The following is a 25,032-nucleotide window of genomic DNA, read 5'->3' on the forward strand; positions in this document are numbered from 1 at the left end:
CGCGTCAACTTCAACATCTAGACATCTAGATGTGTCTCTCATGAACTTCCGTGAACCGCTTCCCGGGGCGTTGTTCCGCTCCGCGCAGCCGTTCGCCTCCTGCTGGCCCGGAGCGCTTGAGCAACTGCGCGGCGTGCGCTCCATCGTGGACTTCCGCGGCGCGGCCGAGCGCGTGCCCGGCGAGTGGGACCTCGTGCCCGGGTGCGCCGTGCACCACCTGCCCCTGGACGTTACCGGGGTGATTCCTCCCATGGAGACCGCCGCCGACCTGGGCGCCTTCTACGTTCGGATGGCGGAGGGCGCGGCCGCTGTCATCGCCGAGGCGGCGGAGATCGTCGCCTTCCGGGGGCCCGTCCTCGTGCACTGCGCGGCGGGCAAGGACCGCACCGGGCTGTTCGTGGCGCTGCTGCTGGATCTGCGGGGCGTGCCCAGGCAGGAGATCGTGGCCGACTACGTGGCGACCGCCGCGGCCCTTCCTGACATCTTCCGGGAACTGGCCTCCGGGCACGCGAGTGTCACCGCGCTGAACGACGGCGCCGCCGGGGAGGCGGGGGTCGAGGCACTGCGTGAGCGGCTCGCCAAGATCCCGCCACCGCTGCTCCAGGCGCCCGCGGAGGCGATCACCGCCTTCCTCGACGGGATCGGGTCCCGGCACGGCGGCGCGGAGAAGTTCCTGCTGCGCTGCGGCGTCTCACCGGCGGCGATCGCGGCGATCCGTGACTGAGCTGAAGGGCGGCGGAGCCGCGCGGGGTGAGCAGGAAGGCGGCGGAGCTGAGCAGGAAGGCGGCGGAGCCGCGCGGGCTGAGCGCGTCCTGGTGCGGGCGCCCCGCCGTACCATCACCGCGCTGCTCGTCACCGAACTGCTGCTCACCTTCGCCCTGGCCACCCCACTGATCGCCACCCTCAGCCTCAAGGCCAACGAGATCGACCCGGCCGCCAAGGAGAGCCTGCTCGGCGTGGTCACGGCCGTCGGCGCGCTGGCCGCGTTCCTGCTCAATCCGGTTTTCGGCCACCTGTCCGACCGCACCCGCGGCCGGTACGGCCGCCGCCGCCCGTGGATCATGGCAGGGCTGGCCGGCGGCGTGCCCGCGGCCGTGGTGATGGCCACCGCGACCGGGACCGCCCAGCTCCTGATCGGCTGGCTGCTGGCCCAGGCGTCCTACAACGCCGCGCTGGCCGCGCTCTCGGCCGTGATCGCCGACCGGGTGCCGCCCGAGCAGCAGGCGACGGTCTCGGGGCTGTTCGGCGCGGCCGGGTTCGCCGGCGTCACGCCGGGGCTGGTCCTCGTCGGCCTGCTGCCGGGCAACGTCGCCGCCCTCTTCCTCATCCCCGCCGTGGCCGGGGCGCTCGGCGGGCTCCTCGCCTGGCGCATGCTGCGCGACGACACCGTCGTGCCCGAGGCCGCGCCGGTCAACCCGCGCAGCGTGCTGTCCAGCATGGTCTTCGACCCTCGGCTCTCGCCCAGCTTCACGGTGGTCTGGGCGCAGCGCTTCCTGCTGCAGTTCGCCAACGCGCTCATCGGCACGTTCGGGCTCTTCTACCTGATGACCCGGCTGGAGATGAGCACCGCCGCGGCGGCCGCGCTGGTCTCGGCCACCGGACTGCTCTCCCTGGTGCTGAACGTGGTCGCCGCGGGCGTCTCCGGCCGGCTGGCCTCGCGTACGCAGGCGTACCGGGCCTTCATCGTCGTGGCCGGGCTGCTGCTGACCTGTTCGATGCTGGTCAAGATGGTCGCCGACACCGTCTGGCCGATCTACCTGGCCACCGGCCTGGCCGGGATCGGGCTCGGCGTCTTCTACGCCGTGGACCTCGCGCTGGTCATCCGGGTGATGCCGAGCAGCGCGGACTCGGCCCGCTATCTGGGCGTGTTCAACATCGCCAAGGCCCTGCCGCAGTCGATCGCCCCGGCCGTCGCGCCGCTGCTGCTGGCCGTGGGCAGTGACCCGGTCGCGCCGGCGGCGGACAAGAACTACTTCCTGCTCTTCTGCGGTGGCGCCGTCGCGGCCCTGATCGCCACCGCCCTGACCCCCTTGATCAGGAAATGACGCCTTACAAGAACCCCGCGCTGCCCGTCGAGGACCGGGTCACCGATCTGCTCGGCCGGATGACCCTGGAGGAGAAGGCCGGGCTGATGTGCCACGGCCGCATGTTCCCCGGCTCCGGCGCCGAGCTCGTCACCGAGCGGCACCTCACCCACTTCGCGATGATGCACGTGCCGTCCCCGGCCGAGATGGCCGAGTGGAACAACACGGTCCAGGACCTGGCCGCCGGCACCCGGCTCGGCATCCCCGTCACCTTCTCCTCCGACCCGCGCCACGGCTTCACCGGCAACCCGGCGACCGCGCACACCGGCGGCGGCTTCAGCCCCGGACCCGAGCCGATCGGCCTGGCCGCGACCGACGACCCCGAACTGGTGGAACGCTTCGCCGCGATGGCCGGACGGGAGCTGCGCGCGGCCGGCATCCGGCTGGCCCTGCACCCGATGGCCGACCTGGCCACCGAGCCGCGCTGGGCGCGTATCAGCGGAACCTTCGGCGAGGACGCCGGGCGCGCCGCGCGCATGGTCGCCGCCTACATCCGCGGCATGCAGGGGGCCGGCGTCGCCTGCATGGTCAAGCACTTCCCGGGCGGCGGCCCGCAGGCCGCCGGTGAGGACCCGCACTTCTCGTACGGCAGGCACCAGGCCTACCCGGGCGCCAACCTCGACTACCACCTGCGCCCGTTCGCCGCCGCCTTCGCGGCCGGGGTGAGCCAGCTGATGCCGTGCTACGCCATCCCCACCGGCAGCGGCCTGGCCGAGGTCGGCGCCAACTTCAACCGCGACGTGATCACCGGCCTGGCCCGCGAGCGGTTCGGCTTCGACGGCGTGGTCTGCACGGACTTCAACGCGCTGACCGGCTTCGAGATCCCGGGCGTGGTCTCGCTGCCGCCGCGCAACTGGGGTGTCGAGCACCTGCCGGTCCTCGACCAGCTGGCGATGATGCTGGACGCCGGAGTGGACCAGCTGGGCGGCGAGACCTGCCCCGAGCTGCTCACCGAGCTCGTCGCCTCAGGCCGCGTCCCGGAGTCCCGCCTCGACGTCTCGGTGCGCCGGCTGCTGCGCGAGAAGTTCCGCCTCGGTCTCTTCGAGAACCCGTACGCCGACCCGGACGCGGCGACCCGGCTGGTGGGCGGCCCCGAGCACCGGAGCCTGGGCCGGGAGGCGCAGCGCCGTTCACTGGTGTGGCTGACCGGCAGCCCGCGGGCGGCGCGAACCCTGTACGTGGAGAACCTCGACCCGGACGTGGCCGCCCGCTACGGGCGGGTGGTCGAAAGGCCGGAGGACGCCGACCTGGCGGTGATCCGGCTGAGCGCGCCCTACGAGCCTCGGGAGGGGCTGCTGGAGTCCCACTTCCACGCGGGCTCGCTGGAGTTCCCGGCCGCCGAGCTCGACCGGCTGCGCGCGGTGGCCGCGAAGGCCCCGGCGGCCTTCTGCGTCCACCTGGACCGCCCGGCCGTCCTGACCGGGCTGGTCCCCGTCGCCGACCGGATGCTCGCGGACTTCGGCGCGGCCGACGAGGTGGTGCTGGACGCGCTGCTCGGCCGGACGCCGGTGGACGGGGTGCTGCCCTTCGACCTGCCCTCGTCCATGCGGGCGGTCCGCGAGTCGCGCGAGGACGTGCCGTTCGACACCCGCGACCCGCTCTTCACCACCGGTCACCCCGGCGCGTCGGCCAGGAAGTCGAGCACCAGCGGCCCGGCCTCCTCGCGGAACTCCTCGAAGTAGGCGTGCCTCGCGCCCCTGATCAGGTGCATCCTGGCCCCCGGGATGCGCTCGGTCAGCAGGGGCGCGTTGGCCGCCGGGTTGAACACGTCGTCGGTGCCGTGCACGACGAGCGTCGGCGCGGCGATGCGGGGCAGCGCGTCCCACGCGTCGTGCTGGGCACTGGCGGCCAGGTGACGGCGGCGGGCGTAGGCGGGCATGCCCGGGTCCCCGACCGTGTGGTAGGGCCCGGCGTGCCCGGCCAGCCACTCCGGCGTGTACATCAGCTCCAGCGTGTAGCGCCCGCTCCCGGGTGCGGCCAGCGCCCTGCGCACCTCCTTAGAGCGCTCCACCCCGTGGGCGCCGCCCGGCGTTGTGCACCCGAGCACCAGCGCGCGTACCCGATCGGGATGGTCGGCCGCGACCCACTGCGCGACCCGGCCGCCCATGGAGGTGCCGTAGACGGCGGCGCGCTCGACGCCGAGCTCGTCGAGCACCCGGATCACGTCGGCGGCGAATCCCCGCGTCGAGTAGGGGATGTCGGGTTTGTCGCTGTCGCCGGTGCCGAGCCAGTCGAGCGTGATCGTGGTGTGCCGGGTCTCGAAGTCCTCCCGGACGCGCTCCCACCACAGGTGCGAGTTCGACTGCCCGGCCAGCAGCACCAGGGGCTCGCCGCCGCCGCGTACCTGATGAGCGATGTGCACCACGGAACTCTAGCTCCTCGCCTGCGCGTCGAACCGGCGCGCCAGGACCGCCAGCAGCCCCGCGCCGGCGGCCAGCGCGGCCGAGACCGTGATCACGCTGGACCAGCCGCCGCTCTCCCACCGCTGGGCCGCCAGCGCCCCGAACAGCGAGCTGCCCGTGTAATAGGCCAGCAGGTACAGGCCGGTCGCCTGTCCCACCCCCACGCCCACCCGCTGCGCGCGGTCCGAGACCCAGCCGCTGACCAGCGCGTGCGTGCCGAGGAAGGCGAAGGTCAGCACCGCCACCCCGGCCACGATCACGGGCAGCTGGGGCGCGGCGGTGAGCAGCGTCCCGGCCAGCAGCAGCGCCACGCCGAGCACGACCGTCACGCCCCGGCCCCGCCGCAGCGCGAGCCGTCCCGCGGCGATGGGCGCGGGCACGCCGACGGGGTAGGCGAGGAAGACCAGCGCCCCCGCCCCGCCCAGCAGGTACGGCGCCGCCTCCAGCCGGAAGGTGAGCGCGTTGCACAATCCCACAAAGGCGCCCATGGTCGCCGCCCCGACCAGGCACAACGCCACCAGCGCCGGGTCGCGCAGCGTCAGCGCGGTGTTGCGGGCCAGGCCGCGCAGGCTCGGCGTGGACCGGGTGAAGCCGCGCGAGGGCGGCAGCAGTACCCACAGGCCGGCCGCGCAGACGAGCATGATGCCGCCGACGACCAGCGTGGCGCCCTGCCAGCCCCACAGCGCGTGCACGGGGCCGGGCAGCAGCCGTCCGGCGGCGCCGCCGACGGCGGTGCCCATGACGAAGGTGGCGTTGGCGCGCAGGTGGGCCTGCGGCGGGGTCTCCTCGCGCAGGTAGGCCAGCGCGACGGCGGGCAGCCCGGCCAGCGCGATCCCCTCAAGGCCGCGCAGCACGAGCAGCGCGTGCCAGGTCGGCGCGAACGCGCTGGCGGTCCCCAGCAGCGCCGAGCCGAGCAGGGAGGCGCGCATGATGGCCACGCGGCCGGTCATGTCGGAGATCGGGCCGATGAACAGCAGTGCGAGCGCCATCGTGATCGTGGTCAGCGACAGCGCCGCCGCGGACTCGGCGGGGGAGACGCCGAAGCGGGCGGCGATTCCGGGCAGCAGGGGCTGGACGTAGTACAGGGCCAGGAAGTTCGCCAGGCCGCCGAACATCAACGCATATCTCACGCGGCGGATCACGGCCACGATGCTGCCCGGTCCCGGCTGATGCTCAAAATGCACTGGTTGACGCTGCTGATGCGGCTGGCGCATCATCGCTGAGTGGACGTGCAGACGCTGCGCTGGTTCCTGTCGCTGTGCGAGACCGAGAACATGCGCGACACCGCGGCGATGGAGCGGATCAACCAGTCGACGCTCTCGCGGGCGCTGGCCAGGCTGGAGGCCGACGTCGGGGCCGAGCTGTTCCACCGGCACGGGCGGCGGCTGGCCGTGAACCGGTTCGGCGAGATGTTCCGCGAGCACGCGGCGCGGGCGGTCGCGGAGCTGGCCGAGGCGCGCGGCCGGATCGAGGCGCTGACCGATCCGGGCACGGGCCTGATCAGGCTCGGGTTCCTGCACTCGGTGGGGCGCTGGCTGGTGCCCGAGGTGCTGCGCGACCACCGGGACCGGACGCCGGGCATCCGTTTCGAGCTGCGGCAGGGGTTCGGCCGGGAGCTCTACGCGTGGCTTCAGCAGGGCGACATCGACGCCGCCCTCGTCACGCCGCCGCCGCAGGCGCATCCGGCCCGCTGGCACGGGCTGCGCGAGCAGCAGTTGTGCATCGCGCTGCCGGTCGAGCACCCGCTGGCCGTACCGGGGCTGCGGCTGCGTGAGGTGCGGCAGGAGCCGTTCATCGCGTTCGCGCCCACGACGGACCTGCGGGGGGTCATCGACCGGCTGTGCCGGGCGGCCGGGTTCCAGCCGATGATCGCCTTCGAGAGCGAGGAGATCGCGACCGTCCGCGGCCTCATCGGCGCCGGGCTGGGCGTCGGCATCCTGCCCAGACCGGCGGTGCTGGAGCACGACGACCCCGTCTACCTGCCGCTCGTGCCCGCCCAGCAGCGGCCCATCGGCGTCGCCTGGGACGCCCGCGCCACCCCCACACCGGCGGTGGCGCGCTTCCTGACCACGCTGGGCGCCTAGGAGAGCAGGGTGGCCATCCAGCCCTCGATCTCGTCCGGGTGGCGGGGGAGGGCGGCGGACATGAGGCGGGCTCCGTCCCGGGTGATGACGAGGTCGTCCTCGATGCGCACCCCGATGCCCCTGAACTCCGCCGGCAGCGTGAGGTCGTCGGGCTGCAGGTAGAGGCCGGGCTCGACGGTGAGCACCTGGCCCTCCTCCAGCACGCCGTCCAGGTAGACCTCGGTGCGCGCCCTGGCGCAGTCGTGCACGTCCAGGCCGAGCATGTGGCCGCTGCTGCACAGCGTGTAGCGGCGGTAGAGGCCGCTGTCCATGAGCTCGTCGGCCGAGCCCCTGAGCAGGCCCCAGTCCCGCAGGCCCTCGGCGATCACGCGCATGGCGGCCAGGTGGAAGTCACGGAAGCGGGCGCCGGGCCGCAGCGCGGCGATTCCGGCGTTCTGCGCCTCGTACACCAGCGTGTACACCTGGCGCTGCACCGGACTGAAACGGCCCGACAGCGGCAGCGTGCGGGTGATGTCGGCGGTGTAGAGGCTGTCGGCCTCGACTCCGGCGTCCATGAGCAGCAGCTCGCTCGGGTCGAGGCGGCCGTCGTTGCGGATCCAGTGGAGCACGCAGGCGTGCGCGCCGGAGGCCACGATGCTGTCGTAGCCGACCGCGTTGCCCTCCAGCCGCGAGCGCAGCCCGAAGATCCCCTCCAGGTAGCGCTCGCCGCGCGTGTGCCGCAAGGCCTCGGGCAGGGCGCGGACCACGTCCTCGAAGCCGCGCACGCTGGCGTCCACGGCCCCCTGCAGCTCGGCGATCTCCCACTCGTCCTTGATCAGCCGCATCTCCGACAGGAAGGTCGCGAAGTCCGCGTCGCCCACGCCGGGCGCGACGGCCGCGTCCACGACCGGGTCCACGCCGCGCAGCACGCGGGCCGGTCCGGCCGGGCTGAAGTCGTGGATGTCCGCGCACTCCAGCTGGTAGAGCCGCTCGGCCTCGGCCAGGTCGGGGCGGCGGCCCACCCAGAACTCGCCGTAGCGCCGGTCGCGGTAGAACGCCTCCGAGCCGCCCTCGCGCGGCGAGCGCGGGCGCAGATACAGCCTGGCCTGCCCGTCGGGCTCGATCACCAGCACGTCGTCAGGCTCGCTCGCGCCGGTCAGATAGGAGTACGCGCTGTGCGGCCGGAACCGGTGGTCGCTGTCGTTGCTGCGCACCCGGAGCACCCCGGCCGGCACGATCAGCCGCTCGCCGGGGAAACGGGCGGCCAGGGCGGCCCTGCGCTTGGCCGCCCAGGGCGCGACGGGCAGTGCGCTCAGGTCGGTACGCCGGGTGTCGGCCCACCCCGTGCGCATGAAGGCGGCCAGTTCTTCGGTGATGGGCAGGTCGTGGCTACCGGTGTTCAGCTGCTCGTTCATCGCTTCCCTGCGCTGCGGTCGGAGAGTGGTATTTCACATATTAATAGGGCATCCGTGCGGCAAGCCAGCCTACTTGCCGACGGAAGAGGGCACGGAGTGCTTAGCCCAGGCGTTGAGCGGGGAAAGACCCTCCTACGAGAGCCGAGGTGGTGCAGATGCTCATTGGAACTATCCTGCGCAACAAGGGCAGCGACGTGATGACCGTGGCACCCGGAGCCACGGTCAGGGAACTGCTGGCGCAGCTTGCCGAACACAACATCGGCGCCGTCGTCGTCTCAGCCGACGGCGAGACGATCGACGGCATCGTCTCCGAACGCGACGTCGTCCGCCGCCTGCACGACCAGGGCGCCGCCGTCCTGGACGCCCAGGTCGCGGCGATCATGACGACGGAGGTCCGCACCGTCGGGCCCACCGCCAACGTCGACGAGCTGCGCCAGATCATGACGACCCACCGCTTCCGCCACATGCCCGTCGTCGACAAGGGCCGCCTGGTCGGCATCGTGAGCATCGGCGACGTGGTCAAGAGCGCTATAGAGGAGCTGGAGACGGAGAAGGCATCCCTGGTGGACTACCTGCACCGGTGAGCTCGGCCCGGGTGTCGGCCCAGCGGTCCAGCAGGACCTCGTCGTGGCTGATGGCCAGCACCCCGGCTCCCGTCCTGTCGCGGTAGGCGTTGACCACCGCGACCAGATAGGCCTGCGTGGAAGCGTCCAGCATCGTGGTCATCTCATCACAGATCAGATAGCCGGGATCCAGCGTCAGCGCCCGCGCCAGGCACGCCCGCTGCAGCTGGCCGTCCGACACCTCGTGCGGGCGGCGGGTCAGCAGATCGCCGGTCAGCCCCACCTCGGCCGCCAGCGCGCCCACCCGCGACTCGTCCGGACGGCCCATCGCGGCCAGTGGCTCGGCGATGATCTCGCGCAGCCGCAGCTTCGGATCCACCGCCAGCCGGGGCTGCTGGTAGAGCAGCGCCACCCGGGTGCGCAGCTCGCGCGGCGCCCGCTGCCGCCAGCCGCGCACCTGGGCGCCGTCCACGCTCAGCGCGCCGCCCGCCGGTCGCAACATCATCGCCAGCACCCTGGCCAGCGTCGACTTGCCGCAGCCGCTCGGGCCGCCCAGCCCCACCACCTGGCCGGGCGGCAGGTCGAACGAGACCCGGTCCAGGACCGTCCGCCGGCCGTACCTCACGGTGATCTCATGCGCGCGCAACATGTCCGGCCCTCCAGCAGGCGACGCCGTCCTCCATCGCGGGGACGGTACGGCAGGCGTCGGCGGCCCGCGGGCAGCGGGGCGCGAACGCGCAGCCGTCGGGCAGAGCGGTCAGCTCGGGCGGCAGCCCCGGAATCGGGACGAACGCCCGGTCGGGCTGCGCGTCCACCAGCCCGGCCGTGTAGGGGTGGCGTGGGCGTTCCAGGATCTGCCCGGCGGGGCCGGTCTCGACCAGGCGGCTGGCGTACATGACCGCGATGTCGTCGGCCACCCGCTCGGCAGCGCGAAGGTCGTGCGTGATCAGCAGCACGGCGCGGCCCTCGTCGCACAGCTCGCGCAGCACGTCCATGGCCCGCTCGACCAGGGGGCGGTCCAGGCCGGTCGTGGGCTCGTCGGCCAGCAGCAGTCCGGGGTCGCCGGCCAGCGCGATCGCGTTGGCGACCCGCTGGGCCATCCCGCCGGACAGCTCGTGCGGATAGCGGTCGAGGTCCCCCGCGCGCAGGCCGAAGCGCTCGGCCAGCTCGTCCGGCGTGTGCCGGGAGCCGAGCTCCCCGCACGCCTCGGCCAGCTGCGCCCGCGCGGTCCGCACGGGGGTCAGGTGCGTGGCCGGGCTCTGCGGGATCAGCCCGATCATGCGCCCGCGCACCCTCTTCGCCAGTACGGCCGGCGTCGCGGAAAGCAGGTCGAGCGGCTCGTCCCCGGCGTGCAGGCGGGCGGAGCCGGTGATGGTGGCGTTGGCGGGCAGCAGGCCCAGCAGCGCGTGCGCGAGCACGGACTTGCCGCAGCCCGACTCGCCGACCAGGGCCAGGCAGCGGCCGGGCCGTACCTGGAAGGAGGCCTCCGTGACGGCCCGCACCACCGCGCCCGGGACACGGAAGCGGACCGACAGGCCGGACACGTCGAGCTTCACAGCGACAGCTCCGATCGGGTGCGCGGGTTGAGACGGTCGCGCCAGTGCTGGGTGAGCACCGAGACCGCCAGCGTCGGCACGAGGATGAACAGGCCGGGCGCGAAGCTCGACCACCAGTCGCCCGACAGCAGCGAGCGCTGACCGTCGTTGATCATGTTGCCCAGCGAGGCCAGATGCGGTGGCAGGCCCAGGCCCAGGAAGCTGAGCGCGGTCTCGTGCCAGATCGCGTGCGGCACCATCAGCACGGTGGCCAGCAGCAGGTGCGGCGCCAGGTGGGGCAGCAGGTGGCGCCTGACCACCCGGGCCCGGCTCGCGCCGCCCGAGACCGCCGCCTCCACGAACGGGCGCTCGCGCAGCGACAGCACCTCCGAGCGGACGATGCGCGCGGCGGTCGTCCAGTGGGTGACGCCCACCGAGACGATCACCGCGTAGGGGCTCGGCGCGAACATGGCCACGATGAAGATGCCGAGCAGCAGGTGGGGCAGCGCGGAGAAGCCGTCCACCACCCGCATGAGCAGGCGGTCGGGCAGACCCCCGAGACTGCCCGCCGCCAGTCCGATGAGGCCGCCGATGACCATGCTCACCAGCGCGGCCACCAGGCCGACCATGAACGAGACGCGCAGGCCGTACAGCGAGCGCAGCAGCACGTCGCGGCCCATCTCGTCGGTGCCGAGCGGGTGCGCGAGCGACGGCGCCAGGCCGGCCGAGCGCAGGTCGACCAGCTGCTGGTCGAGCTGGACGATCGGCGGCACCACCAGCACGGCCAGCGCCAGCACGCCCAGCGTGATCGCGGCCGCCCAAACACCCTTGCGGCGAACCTTCACCTGGGCCAACTCGGTCGTCATGATGTGGCCACCCTCGGGTCGGCGAGCCGGTACGCCAGGTCGGCGACGAGGTTGCCGGTCAGCACCGCGACGGTCCCGAGCAGCGTCAGCACCGCCAGCAGCGGGAAGTCCACCGCCAGCGCCGCCTGCACCGACGTCGAGGCCACGCCCGGCCAGGAGAAGACGGTCTCCACCAGGATCGCGCCGGTGACCAGTTCGGGGATGCGGGCGCCCAGCAGCGTGAGGAACGGCAGCAGCGCCGAGCGCAGCGCGTGCCGGATCAGTACCGTGCGTTCCCTGAGCCCGCGGGCCCTGGCGCCGGTGACGAAGTCCTCGCGCAGGGTTCCGATCACCGACTCGCGCACGTACAACACCAGCCACGACGACTGCGAGACCGCCAGCACCGTCACCGGCAGCACCATGTGCCTGGCCACGTCGAGCGGGTCCACCGTGGTCGAGGCGGCGTCGGTCAGGCCGCCCGCGGGCAGCCAGCCGAGCTTGACCGAGAAGACGTAGACGACCAGCAGCGCCAGCCAGAACACCGGCGCCGACTCGTTGGCGAACGCGGCGCCGGTGATCACCCGGTCCAGCGCGCCGCCCTGCCGCCAGGCGGCCAGCGTGCCCACGAGCAGGCTGCCGGCCAGCATGAGCACGATCGCCGAGCCGGTCGCCAGCAGCGTCCACGGCAGCCGCTCGGTCACCACGTCCAGGACCGGGCGGTGGAAGGAGCGCGACTCGCCCAGGTCGCCCTGGACGAGGTTGCCGAGCCAGGTGGCGTACTGCTCCATGATCGGGCGGTCGAGCGCCCAGTTGGCCCTGATCTGGGCGACCACCTCGGGCGAGGTGGTCATCGCCCGATCACCCAGATACTGCCGGACCGGGTCGAACGGCGAGGCGCTGGCCAGCGCGAACATCCCGATCGTGACCATGATCAGGACGGGCGCCGCGAACGCCAGCCGCCACAGGACGAGGCGCAGCATCAGACGCCGGGCTTCCAGGTGTGGATGTCGCGGAACAGTCCGCCGGTCGCGTGCTCATGGGCGTCCACGCTCTGCTGGATGCCCTGGTAGGAACCGCGCACCACGTAGACGTGCTTGAGGAAGGTCAGGTAGGTCCAGGCCTCGTCCTCGCGGATCAGCTTCTGGAACTCGTCGTACGCCTGCTTGCGCACCGCCGGGTCGGCCGACTCGCGGCCCTTCTCCAGCACCTTGTCCACGGCCGGGTTGGAGTAGTGGCCGGGGTTGAAGAAGCCCTTGCCCGCCTGGGAGGAGTGGAACAGGTCGTAGTTGATGTAGTCGGGGTCGTACGGCGAGCCGTACCCCATCATGAGGGCGTCCTGGGCCATGCGGGGCTCGATGGCGTCCCAGTCGAGACCGGCCAGCTTCACCTCGATGCCCGCCTTCTTGGCGTCGGAGGCGGCGGCCAGGGCCAGCTCCTTGCGCAGCGAGTCGCCGGCCGGGTACATGAGCGTGAAGCTCGCCTTGGTGGCGCCCTTGGCGCGGATGCCGTCGGAGCCCGGCTTCCAGCCGGCGTCGTCGAGCACCTTCGTGGCCTGCGGGAGGTCGGCGGCCGGGTTGCCGGTGATCTCCTTGTTGTGCCAGGCGATGTCGTGCGGGACCGGGCCGAAGGCGGGCTCACCGGCGCCGGCGAGGATCGAGTCGACCATCGCCTGACGGTCCACGGCCAGGCTGAACGCCTTCCTGATCGCCCGGTCGCCGGTCACCGCGGGCTTCGACGGGAACATGATGCCCCGGTAGTCCGCGCTGTGCTGCTTGTACACGGTCACGCCCCGCTGGCCCTCGAAGCGCTTGGCGGCCTTCGGCGGGAGCACGGTCGCGTCGAACTCACCGGCCGCCAGGCGCGTGGAGCGCACGTTGTCGTCCGGGGCGAAGGCCACCACGACCTTCTTGATGGCCGGCGCGCCGCCCCAGTACTTCTCGTTGGCGGCCAGCGAGATCTTGTCGCCGGGCGTCCACTGGGTGAAGGTGTACGGGCCGGTGCCCACGGGCTTGGCCGGGTCGATGCCGCCGTCGGGCACGATGCCGAGCGTGGTGCGCTGGGTGAGCGGGGCGTACGGGTACTTGAGCGTGAACTCGACCGTCTTGGCGTCCGGCGCGGCGACCTTGTCGATGGCCGCGTAGTCGCCGGAGATCGGGGAGCTCGCCTTGGGGTCCAGGATGGTCGTGTAGGTGTAGACGACGTCCTTGCTGGTGAGCGCGCGGCCGTCGTGGAAGGTGACGCCGTCGCGCAGCTTGAAGGTGACCTTCTTGCCGTCGGGCGAGGTGACCGGCGGCTGGGCGGCCAGCGCCGGCTTCAGCGAGAGGTCGGGGGACCTGGACATGAGGCCGTCGAACATCAGCGAGCCGCCGTCGGCCGCGTAGCCGAGGATCGGGCTGAGGTTCTCGAACTCCGAGCTGATGCCGATGACGAAGGTGTCGTCGCCCTGGTTCTGGGCGCCTGGCTGTGCCGGGCCTGACGGCGCGGAACATGCGGTGAGCACGGCGATGGACAGCAAGGCGGCGGGCCGGGCCAGCCTCATGTTGAACCTCCGGGGGAAGGATGGGACTCCGGCGAGCATAATCTGCACCTGCGAACTCATCGCAATAAGGGGGGTTGTTATGGGGTAGGTGAGGCGTGGGAGTCTTGTCCGGTGACGTACGGGCCCCCCGAACCACCCCGCGCGACGAGCAGTCCGTCGGTGATCCTTCTCGTGGCGGGACTGACTGCGGCGCTGGGGTTCCTGATCGGGTACTTCGCCGGGCTGGGCGAGGGGGAGCCGATCACCTCGCCGGGGCCGACGGTGACGGTCACGATGGACGAGCCGCTACCTGACGAGAGCGCCCCGCCGTCTGCGCAGCCGTCTTCTGAGCCGTCCGGCCTGCCCTCGTCCCTGCCCTCAGGTCTGCCCTCCTCGCTTCCGTCCGGGCTGCCTTCGGGGTTGCCGTCCACGTTGCCCTCGGGGTTGACCTCCGGGCTCGCGGGCGGGAACAGGACGCTGGCCGTACCGCAGGAGATGCAGCCCGGCACCTACCGCACCACCGGCCCCGCGCCCGGCCAGAGCACCTGCTACTGGGCCCGGCTCAAGGGCGTCAGCGGGATCGGCGACGTGATCGCCGCCGACATGGTCACCGGCCCTGCCACCGTCACCATCCAGCCGGCCGACAAGGCGTTCCAGACCGGCGGCTGCGCCGACTGGGTCAGGGCATCCTGAACCCCCCGCGGGGGAATCAACAACCAAACGTCCCGAGGAGGATGCCATGTCCGTACTGCGCAGCCTGGTGGAGTCCGTCCGCAGCGGCGCGATCGAGGTCGTCGACCTGACCGCGCCGCTGTCGTCCGAGACCCCGATCCTGCAGCTGCCCGAGCCGTTCGGGAACACCATCCCCTTCCGGCTGGAGGAGATCAGCCGCTACGACGACCGCGGCCCCGCCTGGTACTGGAACGACATCCACACCGGAGAACACACCGGGACCCACTTCGACGCCCCGGTCCACTGGGTGAGCGGGCGCGACGGGCACGACGTCGCCCAGGTGCCGACCGGCCACCTGCTCGCGCCCGCCGTCGTGCTCGACGTGGCCGCCGAGGCGGAGAAGGACTCCGACTTCCTGCTCCGGGTCGAGCACGTCCAGGAGTGGGAGCGGGCCAACGGCGCGCTGCCCGAGGGCGGCTGGCTGCTCTACCGGACCGGCTGGGACGCCCGCTCCCACGACCAGGCCGCCTTCCTCAACGCCGACGAGACCGGCCCGCACAGTCCCGGCATCTCCGTCGAGTGCGCCCGCTGGCTGGCCGAGCAGACGCCCATCCTCGGGGTCGGCGTCGAGACCGTCGGCACCGACGCCGGCGCCGCCCACTCCTTCGACCCGCCGTTCCCCTGCCACTCCTTCCTGCTCGGCGCCGGCAAGTACGGCCTCACCCAGCTCCGCAACCTCCACCGCCTGCCCGTCACCGGCGCCGTCGTCCTGGCCCCGCCGCTGCCGATCGTGGGCGGCTCCGGCAGTCCCGTGCGCGTCCTGGCGCTGGTCGAGCACGGCGCCGCCGAGGCCGCGCGGTGATCGTCGCGGAGGCCGTCGGGCGGCTGCTGGCCGCCGCGGGGGTGGACACCGCGTTCGGGGTGGTCGGCAGCGGCAACTTCCACCTCACCAATGCTTTGGTACGGCACGGCGCCCGCTTCGTCGCCGCCCGGCACGAGGGCGGCGCCGCCACCATGGCCGACGCCTACACCCGCATGAGCGGCCGGGTCGCCGTCCTCACCGTCCACCAGGGCCCCGGCCTGACGAACGCGATGACCGGCATCGCGGAGGCCGCCAAGAGCCGCACACCCCTGCTGGTCCTGGCCGCCGACGTCACCGAACCGCACTCCAACTTCCACCTCGACCAGGCGGCGCTGGCCAGGGCGGTGGGGGCGGTGCCGATGCGGCTGACCTGCGCGCAGGACGCGCTGGAGGCGTTGCGGGTGGCCCGCGACGACCGCCGCACCGTCGTCCTGAGCCTCCCCCTCGACATCCAGTCCACCCCCGCCCCGGACTGGACCACCCTCACCACCCAGTCACACACAACCACCCTCTCCTCCAGCCCGCACACGCCTTCGCAGGGCCTGGACACGCCGCCGCCGCTGCCGGAAGGGCCCTCAACGCCGGAGGCACGGACACCCGTGGCGGGGTTGGGCGCGGTTTCGCCCGGCGCTGCAGGGTCCGAGGCGATCGGGGGCGGTAGCGGGACTGGCGAGGACCTTCCCGGGGTGCACGGGGCGGATCATGGGGCTGGCGAGGGTGGTCCTGGGGTGGGGGAGCTGGTGCGGTTGCTGGGGGAGGCCCGGCGGCCGGTGTTCGTGGCCGGGCGGGGTGCCCGGCACGCGCGGCGGGAGCTGGAGGATCTGGCCGACCTGACCGGCGCGCTGCTCGCCACCTCCGCCGTGGCCAGGGGCCTGTTCCGCGGCAGCCCGTGGGACCTGGACGTCAGCGGCGGCTTCAGCACCCCGCTGACCGCCGAGCTGATCAGCGGCGCCGACCTCGTGGTCGCCTGGGGCTGCGCGCTCAACATGTGGACCACCCGGCACGGCTCCCTGATCACGCCCGGCACGCGGGTGGCGCAGGTCGATCTCGAACACCCGGTGGCCGCCCGGCACGTCCAGGTGGACCTGCCGGTGACCGGTGAGGTCGCCCGGGTGGCCGCCGCCGTCAGGGAACTGCTGCCCGCGCACCCGCCCGCCGGATATCGCTCTCCCGGCCTGGCAAGGCGGATCGCGGCCGAGGGGAGGTGGCGGGCGGTGCCGTACCAGGACGAGACGGGGGAAGGGCGCATCGATCCGCGGACGCTCACCATCGCCCTGGACGACATCCTCCCCGCCGAACGCGTCATCGCCCCAGACTCAGGAAATTTCATGGGATATCCGTCGATGTGGATGGACGTCCCGGATGAGCGGGGCTTCTGCTTCACCCAGGCGTTCCAGTCGATCGGGCTCGGGCTGGCCACCGCGATCGGGGCGGCGCTGGCCCTGCCCGATCGGATGCCCGTCGCCGCACTCGGGGACGGCGGCGCGCTCATGGGCGTCTCCGAGCTGGAAACCGTCGCCCGTCTCGGCCTGCCCATGGTGATCGTGGTCTACGACGACGAGGCGTACGGCGCCGAGGTCCACCACTTCACCGGCCGGCCGCACGACACCGTGACCTTCCCGCCCACCGACCTCGCGGCCATGGCGCGGGCACTCGGCATGGCCGCCGTCACCGTCACCGAGCCCGCCGACCTGCGAGCCGTCTCCGACTGGCTGGACGGCCCCAGGGACCGCGCGATCCTCGTCCACGCGAAGATCACCAGAGAGCGGCCGTCCTGGTGGCTGGAGGAGGCGTTCAAAGGCCACTAACCCTTGCGGAACGTACGCGCCTCCTCGGCCGCGGCCACCACCTGGGCCAGCGGCGCCCCCGCGCCCGAGGTGACCGCCGCGGCCACCGCGCCCTCCACGAACGGCACGTCGGCCAGCACCACCCGCCCCGGCTCCACCAGCAGCCGGGCGGTCAGCACCGAACTGCCCAGATCCGGGATGAGCACCACCCCGTCGCCCTGCTGGACCGCGCCGACCGCGGCCTCGATCAGGTCGAAGCTGGTGCCCAGCCCGCCGCCGTCGGTTCCGCCCGCCGCGGCCATCGGCACCTGCTCGCCCGCGATGCCCCGCGCCAGCGCCACCGCCTCGGCCGCCAGCCCGGCGCTGTGCGAAACCAGCACGATCCCCACCATCACGCCTCCCCGTCCGCCGTGACCAGCGCGCCGACGATCAGCGCCGAAGAGGCCGCGCCCGGGTCCTCGTGTCCCGCGCTGCGCTCGCCCAGATAGCTCGCCCGCCCCTTGCGCGCGACCAGCGGCACCGTCGCCAGCGCGCCCTCACGCGCCGCCTCCGCCGCCCGCTCGAACGCCGCGCGCGGCTCCGCCCCATCCCGTACGGCTCCCGCCACCGCCCTGGCAGCGGGCCCGAGCGCGTCCAGCATCGTCTTGTCCCCTTCCACGGCCTTGCCGAGCCGGGCCACCTCGTCCACCCCCGCCTGGAAGGCAGCGGCGAACCCGGCCAAGGTGAACGACTCCCCGAGCGCCTTGCCCATCGCCCGCAGCAGCGAGCCGTAGAGCGGCCCGGAGGCCCCGCCGACCTTCCTGATCAAGGTCACCCCGGCCACGGCCAGCGGCTGGCCGGGTCCGCCTGCCGCGAGGGCCTGCCGTACCTCGGAGAAGCCGCGGTCGAGGTTGGCTCCGTGGTCGGCGTCGCCGATCGCGGCGTCCAGGTCGGTGAGCCGTTCGCGATCGGCCGCGACCGCCAGCGCGGCGGCCTCCAGCCACGCGGCGCAGAACGCGGCGTCCATCAGCGGCCCCATCGCAGTCCGGGCGTCTCGACCGGCGCGTCCCACAACCGGGTCAGCTCGTCGTCCAGCCGGCACACGGTGACCGAGAAGCCCTGCATGTCCAGGCTCGTCACGTAGTTGCCGACCAGCGAGCGCGCCACCCGCGCGCCCTTGGCCCGTACGTACGCCTCCACCTCGGCGAAGACGATGTACAGCTCGATCAGCGGCGTCCCGCCCATGCCGTTGACCATGACGAGCAGGTCGCCGTAGAGGGGCAGGTCGTGGTGGACGGCGTCCATCGCGACCTCGGCCAGCTCCCGCGCCGGGGCGTGCGGCGCCCGGCGGCGGCCCGGCTCGCCGTGGATGCCGATGCCCAGCTCCACCTGGTCGTCGGGCAGGTCGAAGGTCGGCTTGCCGGCCGCCGGCGTCGTGCACGAGGTCAGCGCGATGCCGAACGAGCGGCTGCGCCCGTCCACCTCGGCCGCCACCCTGGCCACCTGCGCCAGCGGCGCGCCCTGCTCGGCCAGCGCCCCGGCCATCTTCTCCACGAACAACGTGGCGCCGGTGCCGCGCCGGCCGGCGGTGTAGAGCGAGTCCTGGACCGCCACGTCGTCGTCGACCAGCACGCCGGCCACCTCGACGCCCTCGGTCAGGTCGGCGGCCAGCTCGAAGTTGAGCGTGTCGCCGGTGTAGTTCTTGACGATGTGGAGCACGCCGGCGCCGCCGTCGACGGCCTGCGTGGCGGCGATGATCTGGTCGGGCACCGGTGAGGTGAAGACCTCTCCGGGACAGGCCGCGTCGAGCATGCCGTACCCGACGAAACCGGCGTGCAGGGGCTCGTGCCCCGAGCCGCCGCCGGAGACCAGCCCGACCTTGCCCGCGCGCGGCCCCGCCGCGCGGTAGACGACCCTGTCGGCCACCCGCAGCGACGGATGCGCGGCCGCCATGCCCTTCAGCGCATCGCCGACCACTTCGCCGGGCGAATTGATGAGCTTCTTCATGGTCACTAACCAATGCCCGTTCTCACCCGAGGGCAAGCGGATTAGCGTGGTCCGGATGGAGCTTGTCTACAGCCCTTACGATCCCGCGGTCATCGAGGACCCTTTCCCCGTCTACGCCAGGATGCGCGGCGAAGCGCCGCTCTACCGCAACGAGGCGCTCGGCTTCTGGGCGCTGTCCCGGCACGCCGACGTCGCCGCCGCGCTGCCCGACAGCGACCTCTACTCCAGCGACCACGGACCCATGATCGATCCTGGCGCGTGGGGGCCGAACGCGCGTTCCTACCTGTCGTTCGTCGCCATGGACCCGCCCGACCACACCCGGATGCGGGCGATCATCGCGCGCGGCTTCACCCAGCGCCGCGTCGCCGCCCTCGAACCCATGGTCAGGCGGATGGCCGCCGCGTACGTGGCCGCCGCGGTGGAGAAGGGGAGCTTCGACTTCGCCACCGAGCTCTCGGCCCGCCTCCCGCTCGACGTGATCTCCGAGCTCATCGGCGTGCCGCTGTCCGACCGGGCCGAGATCCGCGGCCGCTCCGACGCCCTGCTCCGCTACGACCCGAACGGCGAGATGGGCGAAGACGGGCTCAAGAGCATCATCGGCCTCGGCGACTACTACGCCGCCATCGTCGCCGAGCGCCGCAAGTCGCCGCGCGACGACCTCGTCTCCGTCCTCGTCGCCGACGACGAACTGGACGACGGGGAGATCATCGCCTTCCTCATGCTCCTGGTCGGCGCGGGCGCCGAGACCACCACCCACCTGCTCAACGCCGCCTGGTACCACGCCTGGCGCCACCCCGGCCAGCGCGCCGCCGCGTTCGCGGGCGCGATCGGCGAATGGGCCGCCGAGACGCTGCGCTACGACACCCCCGCGCACGGCATCGCCCGCCGCCTCACCAGAGAGATCGAGCTGTACGGCGAGCGGCTCCAGCCCGGCGCCAAGATCTGGCTCCTCATCGGCTCGGCCAACCGCGACGAGAGCGCCTTCCCCGAGGCCGACGCCTACGACCTGACCCGCGACACCTCCCGCGCGATCAGCTTCGGCGCCGGCCGTCACCACTGTCTCGGCGCCGCCCTGGCCAGGCTCGAAGCCCGCGTCACGCTGGAAGAACTCGTCCGGGCCGTGGAGCCGGACTACGACGTGGACCCGTCCGGAATCCGGCGCACCAGCCACGGCAACGTCCGCGGAATGGTCACCCTCCCGACCACCGTCCAACCTAGGCTACGGTTCGGGCATGGCTGAGATCGTGTACCCGCCGGTGATCGCGCTGGCGCGGACCCTCTTCAAGGTGATGGACTACCGCTTCCACATGGAGGGGACCGAGCACGTGCCGAGGACCGGCGGCGCGGTTCTGGTCAGCAACCACATCAGCTATCTCGACTTCATCTTCGCCGGGTTCGGGGCGCTGCCGTCCAAGCGGCTGGTGCGGTTCATGGCCAAGCAGGACGTCTTCGACCACAAGATCTCCGGGCCGTTGATGCGCGGCATGAAGCACATCCCGGTCGACCGGGGCGCCGGTGCGGGCAGCTACGCCACATCGCTGCGCATGTTGAAGGCGGGCGAGGTCGTCGGCGTCTTCGCCGAGGCCACGATCAGCCGTTCGTTCACCGTCAAGGAGATCAAGAACGGCGCCATCCGGATGGCCCAGGCCACCAACGTGCCCCTGATCCCGGTCGCCCTCTGGGGCAGCCAGCGGCTGTGGACCAAGGGCCGCTCCAAGCAGCTCACCCAGCGGCACGTGCCCATCACCATCCTGGTGGGGGAGCCGATGCACCCCAAGCGCGGCGAGAACGTCAACGAGCACACCGCCACCCTGCAGACCCGCCTGACGGAGCTGGTCGACCGGGCGCAGCGCACGTACCCGGAGATCCCGCAGGGCGTCTGGTGGCAGCCCGCGCACCTCGGCGGCACCGCGCCGACGCCCGAGGAGGCCGCGGCCATGGACGCCGAGGAGGCCGAGCTCCGCGCCAAGAAGGACTGATCAGGGGCTGACCAGGCAAAACTCGTTGCCCTCAGGGTCGGCCATCGTCTGGAAGGCGCCCACCGCGTCCACCTGGAGTTCGCTGACCGCGCGCCCGCCGAGCGCGAGCACGGCCCGCGCGGCCTCGGCGGGCGAGGCGACGGCCAGGTCCAGGTGGAGGCGGTTCTTGACCGTCTTTCCCTCGGGCACCCGCTGGAAGGCCAGGCGCAGCCCGTCCGGCGGATGGACCGACGACCAGCCGGCGTCGCGGTGCGCGGGCTCCCCGCCGAGGACGGCGGCCCAGAATTCGGCCAGGAGGGCAGGGTCGGCGCAGTCGAAGACGAGCTGGCTCTGACGGGCGATCACGGCGCACACCCTATCTCCCCCCGAAGGGGGATCTTCCCGGCGCCCGCGCATCTTTGGTCGCCTCCGGCCCAATCTCCCCCCGAAGGGGGATCTTCCCGGCGCCCGCGCATCTTTGGTCGCCTCCGGCCCAGTCGCCGCCCGGGGCTCGTTTACGCTGGCCAGACCGATGACGACCCTACGCCAGCTCTTCGCCGCGCACCCGCGCGCCGCCGACACGCTGTTCGCCTGCGCGGTGACGCTGCTCGGCGTGCTGCTGCGGCTCAGCCAGGGCCTGCCGGGCGATCCTGCGACCGCCGCGACGCTGCTGGCGCTGATCCTGGCCCAGGGGCTGCCGCTGGTGTGGCGGCGTACGCATCCGTGGCCGGTGATGGTCGTGGTCGGCCTGGCCTATGTGGTGTACGAGCTGGCCGATCCGGTCGTCGGCTACAACGACGGGGTGTTCGTGGCCTTCGCCGGGTACGCGGTGGCCCGTTACGCCCGGCCGCCGGGCAGCGCGGCGGTGATCGTGGTGACAGCTGCCGCGGTGCTCGGGCCCGAGGTGCTGCGGCCCTTGCTGGGGCGGCCCGCGCCGCCCGGACTGTCGCTCGGGCCGCTGGAGTGGGTGCTCGTCGCGGGCCTGGCGTGGGGGCTGTGGCTGCTGGGCGGTGCGCAGCGGCGCGTACAGGAGGATGCCCGGCGCCTGCGCGAGCTCACCGACCGGCTCCGCGCCGAACAGGAGCTCAGCGCCCGCCGGGCGGTCACGGCCGAGCGCGCCCGCATCGCCCGCGACCTGCACGACCTGGTCGCCCACCACGTCAGCGCGATCGCCATGCAGGCCCGCGCCAGCGCCGAGGCGCTCCCCGGCGATCCCGGCGTGCGCGCGATCGGCTCGGCCGCCGACACCGCGCTGGAGGAGATGCGCCGCCTGCTCGGCCTGCTCGCCGACGGCGGGCCCGGCGACACCGGCCCGAGCGCCTCCCTCGACCACCTCGACCGGCTGGCCGCCGCCGCGGAGTCGGCCGGCTGCCGGGTCGAGCTCACGTTCACCGGCCAGGACGCGGCCGCGGTGCCGCAGGCCGCGCAGGTCTCCGCCTACCGCATCGTCCAGGAGGCCTTCACGAACGTCCTGAAGCACGCCGGCCCCGTCGCCGTCCGCGTCGACGTGCGCCAGGCCCCCGGCGGCCTGTCCGTGGTGGTCGCCAACGGCCCGCCCGCGCCCGGCCACAGCCCGCTGCCCGGCTCCGGCCTCGGCCTGATCGGCATGCGCGAGCGCGCCGCCCTGTTCGACGGCGACCTGCGCGCCGGCCCGCACGACGGGGGCTGGCGCGTCGAGGCCCGGCTGCGATGGGCGGCGACGGGATGATCCGCGTGCTGATCGCCGACGACCAGGCACTGGTCCGCGCCGCGCTCAAGGCCATGCTGGTACGGCGGGCCGACCTCGACGTCGTCGGCGAGGCGGCCGACGGCGGGCAGGCCGTGGCCATGGCCGCCGACCTGTGCCCGGACGTCATCGTCATGGACGTGCGCATGCCCGGCCTCACCGGCGTCGAGGCCACCGCCCGCATCCTGTCGGATTGGCCGCACCGCGACCGGCCGCGCCCGCGCGTGCTGGTCCTGACCACGTTCGACCTCGACGAGTACGTGCACGCCGCGCTGCGCGCCGGAGCCGGCGGCTTCATGCTGAAGAACTCCTCGCCCGAGCAGCTCGCCGAGGCGATCAGGGTGGTCGCGGCCGGTGACTCCATGCTGGCCCCGAGCGTGACCAGACGGCTGATCGGCACGTTCGCCGCGGTGCCCTCCGCCCTCCTCGACCCGCCGGAACGCCCGCGCGCCCTCGCCCCGCTCACCCGGCGCGAACTGGACGTGCTGGTCCTGGTGGCCAAGGGCCTGTCCAACGCCCAGATCGCCGCCGAACTCGACCTGTCCGAGACCGGGGTGAAGAGCCGCGTCAACCGCATCCTGACGCGGCTCGGGCTGGAGAACCGGGTCCAGGCCGCGATCTTCGCCTATGACAGCGGCCTGCTGCGGCTGCCCGGCGGGTGAGGATCACTCCTCGATGGCGCCGCCCACCGAACGCAGGTATTCGCGGAAGGTGAGGTCGGGGGCGGCCCGCCGTTCCGCCAGAAAGTCGCTGAACCGCAACTGCTCGCGCAGGGAGCGGCCGGCGCGGATGTGCTCGGCCTGCGCGCGCTCGGCGTCCCTGATCCCCTCCGCCAGGCTGAACACCTCCGCGGCCCGCTCGGCCGGCACGAACAGCACGCCGTCCTCGTCGCCCGCCACGAGGTCGCCGCGCCCCACCGTCCACTCGCCCACGCGGGCGCTTTCGAGCGCGTCGGCGGGCCGCGCGTCCAGGCGCAGCGGGCCTGTCGGCAGCGCGCCCATGCTGAACACCGGCAGCCCGATCGCCCTGATGTCCGCGGTGTCCCGGTGCAGGCCCCAGATGACCACCCCGGCCACGCCGGCCGCCCGCGCCTCCAGCACGGCCAGGTCGCCCACACACGCCTCGTCGGTACGGCCGGCGTTGTCGACCACCAGGACGTCGCCCGGTTCCGCCGACTCATACGCTTCCAGGAACACATCCACGCTTCCGACATGTCTGGCGGGCAGGGCGCGCCCGATCATGCGGGAGCCGGGGACCACGGCGCGCACGGCCGAGGGTGCGCAGCGGACCGGGACTCCGGCGCGGATGCACCCGTCGGCCAGGTGCGCGGTGGTCAGGGTGGCGAACCGCTCAAGATCCTGCATGCTCCGACCTTACTTGGCCGGCTTTGGTGTCCGGATATGTCCGGCCTTGGGGGGTGGGGGTGGCGTAGACATAGGGTATGACGGTGTATTCGGCGGTGGTGACGACTGGTATCTACTGCCGGCCGGGGTGTGGGGCGCGGCCGTTGGCCGGAAATATTCGGCTTTATGGGCATGCTGGGGCGGCGGAGGCGGATGGGTACCGCGCGTGCCTGCGGTGTCGGCCGTACCGGGTGGCCGGGCCGGTGTCGGCGGACGTGCCCCGGCTGGTGTGCGCCGCCTGGCAGCTGATCATCTCCGGCGTTCTGGACGGCGGGACCGAGGCGGCGCTGGCCGAGCGGGTGGGCGTGTCGTCGCGGCATCTGCGCCGGCTGTTTCTGAAGCATCTGGGCGCCAGTCCTGACCAGCTCGCGCGGTCGCGGCGGGCCCACTTCGCTCGTCGGCTGCTCGACGACACCGATCTGACCGTGCTGGACATCGCTTTCGCGTCGGGGTTCGGGAGCCTGCGGCAGTTCAACCGGACCATGCGGGAGATCTTCCACGCCGCGCCCGGCGAACTGCGCGAACGTCGGCACCGGGCCGATCGGCTGGTGGCCGATGGCGGGCTGGCGCTGCGGCTGCCGGTTCTGCCGGGGTATGACTGGGCTGCTGTCCTCTCCTATCTGGGGGGTCGTTGCATTCCTGGGGTGGAGGAGGTGCGCGACGGGGCGTACCGGCGGACCGTGAGCCTGGACGGGGCGCCCGGTGTGCTCGAAGTGCGGGCCGGGAGCGACCCCGGCCACCTCGTCCTGACCGCCCACCTGCCCTACTGGGAGGGGCTCATCCACGTGGTGGACCAGGTCGGCCGGCTGCTTGGTCTCGACACCGATCCCGCCGCCGGGGCCGCTGCGCTGGGGTCTGATCCCGTGCTGGGGTCGCTGGTTCAGTCTCGTCCGGGGCTGACGGTGCCCGGTGCTTGGAGTCCGCTGGAGATCGCCGTGGCGGCTGTGGCGGGTGACGGTCTTCCGGCCTTGGTGCGAGGTCTTGGTACGGCGGTGCCCGGGTTGCCCGGCGGGCTGACCCACGTGTTCCCCGATGCCGCGGTGCTCACTGAGGCCAATCTGGACGCGCTGGGCCTGCCGGTCGAGCTCGCCAAGGTAGCCACCCTCACCTCACCCGGCCTCACCTCACCCGGCCTCACCTCACCCGGCCTCACCTCACCCGGCCTCACCTCACCCGGCCTCACCTCACCCGGCCTCACCTCACCCGGCCTCAC

Annotated in this window: 26 protein-coding genes and 1 pseudogene; 14 read left to right on the forward strand and 13 right to left on the reverse strand. The window is 72.9% G+C overall.

Features of this window, described 5'->3' with window-relative positions:
• Positions 1-40 precede the first annotated feature (40 nt).
• From HNR40_RS13770 to HNR40_RS13780, 3 genes are read left to right on the forward strand one after another with little or no spacing between them, the layout of a single operon-like run.
• Positions 41-724, forward strand: coding sequence for a tyrosine-protein phosphatase (locus HNR40_RS13770; RefSeq protein WP_184961020.1), 684 nt, complete (start codon positions 41-43; stop codon positions 722-724).
• The gene (locus HNR40_RS13775; protein ID WP_184961022.1) at positions 717-2,045 is read left to right on the forward strand and encodes an MFS transporter; all 1,329 of its coding nucleotides are present in this window, start codon (positions 717-719) and stop codon (positions 2,043-2,045) included. Before HNR40_RS13770 ends, HNR40_RS13775 begins: the two co-directional genes overlap by 8 nt.
• Positions 2,042-3,766, forward strand: a complete 1,725-nt coding sequence (locus tag HNR40_RS13780; protein ID WP_184961024.1) for a glycoside hydrolase family 3 protein — start codon at positions 2,042-2,044, stop codon at positions 3,764-3,766. The genes HNR40_RS13775 and HNR40_RS13780 overlap by 4 nt, the downstream gene beginning before the upstream one ends.
• On the opposite strand, the gene HNR40_RS13785 is transcribed toward HNR40_RS13780, so the two are convergent.
• Positions 3,697-4,446 carry an alpha/beta fold hydrolase gene (locus HNR40_RS13785; RefSeq protein WP_312896334.1) on the reverse strand — a complete coding sequence of 250 codons (750 nt, stop codon included), beginning with the start codon at positions 4,444-4,446 and terminating at the stop codon, positions 3,697-3,699. The genes HNR40_RS13780 and HNR40_RS13785 overlap by 70 nt on opposite strands.
• A 9-nt stretch (positions 4,447-4,455) precedes the next feature.
• Positions 4,456-5,628: an MFS transporter gene (locus HNR40_RS13790; RefSeq protein WP_184961028.1), complete on the reverse strand. Its 1,173-nt coding sequence runs from the start codon at positions 5,626-5,628 to the stop codon at positions 4,456-4,458.
• Positions 5,629-5,709: 81 nt separating this feature from the next.
• Here HNR40_RS13790 and HNR40_RS13795 point away from each other — a divergent pair, with 81 nt between their 5' ends.
• A complete protein-coding gene (locus HNR40_RS13795) occupies positions 5,710-6,570 on the forward strand; it encodes a LysR substrate-binding domain-containing protein (protein WP_184961030.1) in 861 nt (286 codons plus the stop codon).
• Here the strand turns inward: HNR40_RS13795 and HNR40_RS13800 are convergent.
• Entirely contained in the window at positions 6,567-7,964 is a 1,398-nt protein-coding gene (locus HNR40_RS13800; RefSeq protein ID WP_184961032.1) for an aminopeptidase P family protein, read from the reverse strand. The genes HNR40_RS13795 and HNR40_RS13800 overlap by 4 nt on opposite strands.
• 155 nt (positions 7,965-8,119) lie before the next feature.
• On the opposite strand from HNR40_RS13800, the gene HNR40_RS13805 reads away from it, so the two are divergent.
• On the forward strand, positions 8,120-8,548 hold the full coding sequence (locus tag HNR40_RS13805; RefSeq protein WP_184961034.1) for a CBS domain-containing protein: 429 nt from the start codon (positions 8,120-8,122) through the stop codon (positions 8,546-8,548).
• Here HNR40_RS13805 and HNR40_RS13810 read toward each other — a convergent pair.
• Genes HNR40_RS13810 through HNR40_RS13830 form a run of 5 tightly spaced genes read right to left on the reverse strand, consistent with a single transcriptional unit; the run spans position 8,493 to position 13,446 of the window.
• Entirely contained in the window at positions 8,493-9,176 is a 684-nt protein-coding gene (locus HNR40_RS13810; RefSeq protein WP_184961036.1) for an ABC transporter ATP-binding protein, read from the reverse strand. The genes HNR40_RS13805 and HNR40_RS13810 overlap by 56 nt on opposite strands.
• A complete protein-coding gene (locus tag HNR40_RS13815; protein WP_312896335.1) occupies positions 9,160-10,083 on the reverse strand; it encodes an ABC transporter ATP-binding protein in 924 nt (307 codons plus the stop codon). The genes HNR40_RS13810 and HNR40_RS13815 overlap by 17 nt, the downstream gene beginning before the upstream one ends.
• Positions 10,080-10,928: an ABC transporter permease gene (locus HNR40_RS13820; protein WP_184961038.1), complete on the reverse strand. Its 849-nt coding sequence runs from the start codon at positions 10,926-10,928 to the stop codon at positions 10,080-10,082. Before HNR40_RS13820 ends, HNR40_RS13815 begins: the two co-directional genes overlap by 4 nt.
• Positions 10,925-11,887 carry an ABC transporter permease gene (locus HNR40_RS13825; protein WP_184961040.1) on the reverse strand — a complete coding sequence of 321 codons (963 nt, stop codon included), beginning with the start codon at positions 11,885-11,887 and terminating at the stop codon, positions 10,925-10,927. The genes HNR40_RS13820 and HNR40_RS13825 overlap by 4 nt, the downstream gene beginning before the upstream one ends.
• A complete protein-coding gene (locus tag HNR40_RS13830) occupies positions 11,887-13,446 on the reverse strand; it encodes an ABC transporter substrate-binding protein (RefSeq protein ID WP_184961042.1) in 1,560 nt (519 codons plus the stop codon). Before HNR40_RS13830 ends, HNR40_RS13825 begins: the two co-directional genes overlap by 1 nt.
• Positions 13,447-13,605: 159 nt before the next feature.
• Here HNR40_RS13830 and HNR40_RS13835 point away from each other — a divergent pair, with 159 nt between their 5' ends.
• Genes HNR40_RS13835 through HNR40_RS57180 form a run of 3 tightly spaced genes read left to right on the forward strand, consistent with a single transcriptional unit; the run spans position 13,606 to position 16,767 of the window.
• On the forward strand, positions 13,606-14,118 hold the full coding sequence (locus HNR40_RS13835) for an Rv1352/Rv1906c domain-containing protein (RefSeq protein WP_184961044.1): 513 nt from the start codon (positions 13,606-13,608) through the stop codon (positions 14,116-14,118).
• A gap of 46 nt (positions 14,119-14,164) precedes the next feature.
• Positions 14,165-14,959, forward strand: a complete 795-nt coding sequence (locus HNR40_RS13840) for a cyclase family protein (protein WP_184961046.1) — start codon at positions 14,165-14,167, stop codon at positions 14,957-14,959.
• Positions 14,956-16,767: a thiamine pyrophosphate-binding protein gene (locus tag HNR40_RS57180; RefSeq protein WP_184961048.1), complete on the forward strand. Its 1,812-nt coding sequence runs from the start codon at positions 14,956-14,958 to the stop codon at positions 16,765-16,767. Before HNR40_RS13840 ends, HNR40_RS57180 begins: the two co-directional genes overlap by 4 nt.
• Here the strand turns inward: HNR40_RS57180 and HNR40_RS13850 are convergent.
• From HNR40_RS13850 to dhaK, 3 genes are read right to left on the reverse strand one after another with little or no spacing between them, the layout of a single operon-like run.
• Positions 16,764-17,126, reverse strand: coding sequence for a PTS-dependent dihydroxyacetone kinase phosphotransferase subunit DhaM (locus HNR40_RS13850; protein ID WP_312896336.1), 363 nt, complete (start codon positions 17,124-17,126; stop codon positions 16,764-16,766). The two genes, HNR40_RS57180 and HNR40_RS13850, sit on opposite strands and share 4 nt — an antisense overlap.
• Before the next feature lie 11 nt (positions 17,127-17,137).
• Positions 17,138-17,752: a dihydroxyacetone kinase subunit DhaL gene (dhaL, locus tag HNR40_RS13855; protein WP_184961052.1), complete on the reverse strand. Its 615-nt coding sequence runs from the start codon at positions 17,750-17,752 to the stop codon at positions 17,138-17,140.
• Positions 17,752-18,732: a dihydroxyacetone kinase subunit DhaK gene (gene dhaK, locus HNR40_RS13860; protein WP_184961054.1), complete on the reverse strand. Its 981-nt coding sequence runs from the start codon at positions 18,730-18,732 to the stop codon at positions 17,752-17,754. The genes dhaL and dhaK overlap by 1 nt, the downstream gene beginning before the upstream one ends.
• Positions 18,733-18,787: 55 nt before the next feature.
• Here dhaK and HNR40_RS13865 point away from each other — a divergent pair, with 55 nt between their 5' ends.
• On the forward strand, positions 18,788-19,972 hold the full coding sequence (locus HNR40_RS13865; protein ID WP_184961056.1) for a cytochrome P450: 1,185 nt from the start codon (positions 18,788-18,790) through the stop codon (positions 19,970-19,972).
• The gene (locus tag HNR40_RS13870) at positions 19,965-20,711 is read left to right on the forward strand and encodes a lysophospholipid acyltransferase family protein (RefSeq protein WP_184961058.1); all 747 of its coding nucleotides are present in this window, start codon (positions 19,965-19,967) and stop codon (positions 20,709-20,711) included. The genes HNR40_RS13865 and HNR40_RS13870 overlap by 8 nt, the downstream gene beginning before the upstream one ends.
• Here HNR40_RS13870 and HNR40_RS13875 read toward each other — a convergent pair whose 3' ends face one another.
• Entirely contained in the window at positions 20,712-21,056 is a 345-nt protein-coding gene (locus HNR40_RS13875; protein WP_184961060.1) for a VOC family protein, read from the reverse strand.
• Between the two features lie 166 nt (positions 21,057-21,222).
• Here HNR40_RS13875 and HNR40_RS13880 point away from each other — a divergent pair, with 166 nt between their 5' ends.
• Together HNR40_RS13880 and HNR40_RS13885 are read left to right on the forward strand one after the other, a co-directional pair.
• Complete coding sequence (locus tag HNR40_RS13880; RefSeq protein WP_184961062.1) at positions 21,223-22,398, forward strand: sensor histidine kinase; 1,176 nt, start codon at positions 21,223-21,225, stop codon at positions 22,396-22,398.
• A complete protein-coding gene (locus HNR40_RS13885) occupies positions 22,395-23,078 on the forward strand; it encodes a response regulator (protein ID WP_184961064.1) in 684 nt (227 codons plus the stop codon). The genes HNR40_RS13880 and HNR40_RS13885 overlap by 4 nt, the downstream gene beginning before the upstream one ends.
• A gap of 3 nt (positions 23,079-23,081) precedes the next feature.
• Here the strand turns inward: HNR40_RS13885 and HNR40_RS13890 are convergent, their stop codons facing one another.
• Entirely contained in the window at positions 23,082-23,780 is a 699-nt protein-coding gene (locus tag HNR40_RS13890; protein ID WP_184961066.1) for an RraA family protein, read from the reverse strand.
• Between the two features lie 77 nt (positions 23,781-23,857).
• On the opposite strand from HNR40_RS13890, the pseudogene HNR40_RS57840 reads away from it, so the two are divergent.
• Both HNR40_RS57840 and HNR40_RS13895 read left to right on the forward strand, forming a co-directional pair.
• Positions 23,858-23,992: pseudogene (locus HNR40_RS57840) on the forward strand (Ada metal-binding domain-containing protein); the annotation flags it as partial.
• 30 nt (positions 23,993-24,022) lie between these two features.
• On the forward strand, positions 24,023-25,032 hold a 1,010-nt coding region (locus tag HNR40_RS13895), incomplete at its 3' end, for an AlkA N-terminal domain-containing protein (protein ID WP_312896337.1).

The organism is Nonomuraea endophytica (assembly GCF_014203235.1).
GTDB lineage: Bacteria > Actinomycetota > Actinomycetes > Streptosporangiales > Streptosporangiaceae > Nonomuraea > Nonomuraea endophytica.

Bases quoted from the DNA above. Each gene is read 5' to 3' on its own strand.
- HNR40_RS13865 (WP_184961056.1), top strand. From the start codon at position 18,788: ATGGAGCTTGTCTACAGCCCTTACGATCCCGCGGTCATCGAGGACCCT.
- HNR40_RS13885 (WP_184961064.1), top strand. From the start codon at position 22,395: ATGATCCGCGTGCTGATCGCCGACGACCAGGCACTGGTCCGCGCCGCG.
- HNR40_RS13770 (WP_184961020.1), top strand. From the start codon at position 41: ATGAACTTCCGTGAACCGCTTCCCGGGGCGTTGTTCCGCTCCGCGCAG.
- HNR40_RS13840 (WP_184961046.1), top strand. From the start codon at position 14,165: ATGTCCGTACTGCGCAGCCTGGTGGAGTCCGTCCGCAGCGGCGCGATC.
- HNR40_RS13810 (WP_184961036.1), bottom strand. From the start codon at position 9,176: ATGTTGCGCGCGCATGAGATCACCGTGAGGTACGGCCGGCGGACGGTC.
- HNR40_RS13825 (WP_184961040.1), bottom strand. From the start codon at position 11,887: ATGCTGCGCCTCGTCCTGTGGCGGCTGGCGTTCGCGGCGCCCGTCCTG.
- HNR40_RS13830 (WP_184961042.1), bottom strand. From the start codon at position 13,446: ATGAGGCTGGCCCGGCCCGCCGCCTTGCTGTCCATCGCCGTGCTCACC.
- HNR40_RS13880 (WP_184961062.1), top strand. From the start codon at position 21,223: ATGACGACCCTACGCCAGCTCTTCGCCGCGCACCCGCGCGCCGCCGAC.
- HNR40_RS13890 (WP_184961066.1), bottom strand. From the start codon at position 23,780: ATGCAGGATCTTGAGCGGTTCGCCACCCTGACCACCGCGCACCTGGCC.
- dhaL (WP_184961052.1), bottom strand. From the start codon at position 17,752: ATGGACGCCGCGTTCTGCGCCGCGTGGCTGGAGGCCGCCGCGCTGGCG.
- HNR40_RS13870 (WP_184961058.1), top strand. From the start codon at position 19,965: ATGGCTGAGATCGTGTACCCGCCGGTGATCGCGCTGGCGCGGACCCTC.
- HNR40_RS13805 (WP_184961034.1), top strand. From the start codon at position 8,120: ATGCTCATTGGAACTATCCTGCGCAACAAGGGCAGCGACGTGATGACC.
- dhaK (WP_184961054.1), bottom strand. From the start codon at position 18,732: ATGAAGAAGCTCATCAATTCGCCCGGCGAAGTGGTCGGCGATGCGCTG.
- HNR40_RS13800 (WP_184961032.1), bottom strand. From the start codon at position 7,964: ATGAACGAGCAGCTGAACACCGGTAGCCACGACCTGCCCATCACCGAA.
- HNR40_RS13820 (WP_184961038.1), bottom strand. From the start codon at position 10,928: ATGACGACCGAGTTGGCCCAGGTGAAGGTTCGCCGCAAGGGTGTTTGG.
- HNR40_RS13780 (WP_184961024.1), top strand. From the start codon at position 2,042: ATGACGCCTTACAAGAACCCCGCGCTGCCCGTCGAGGACCGGGTCACC.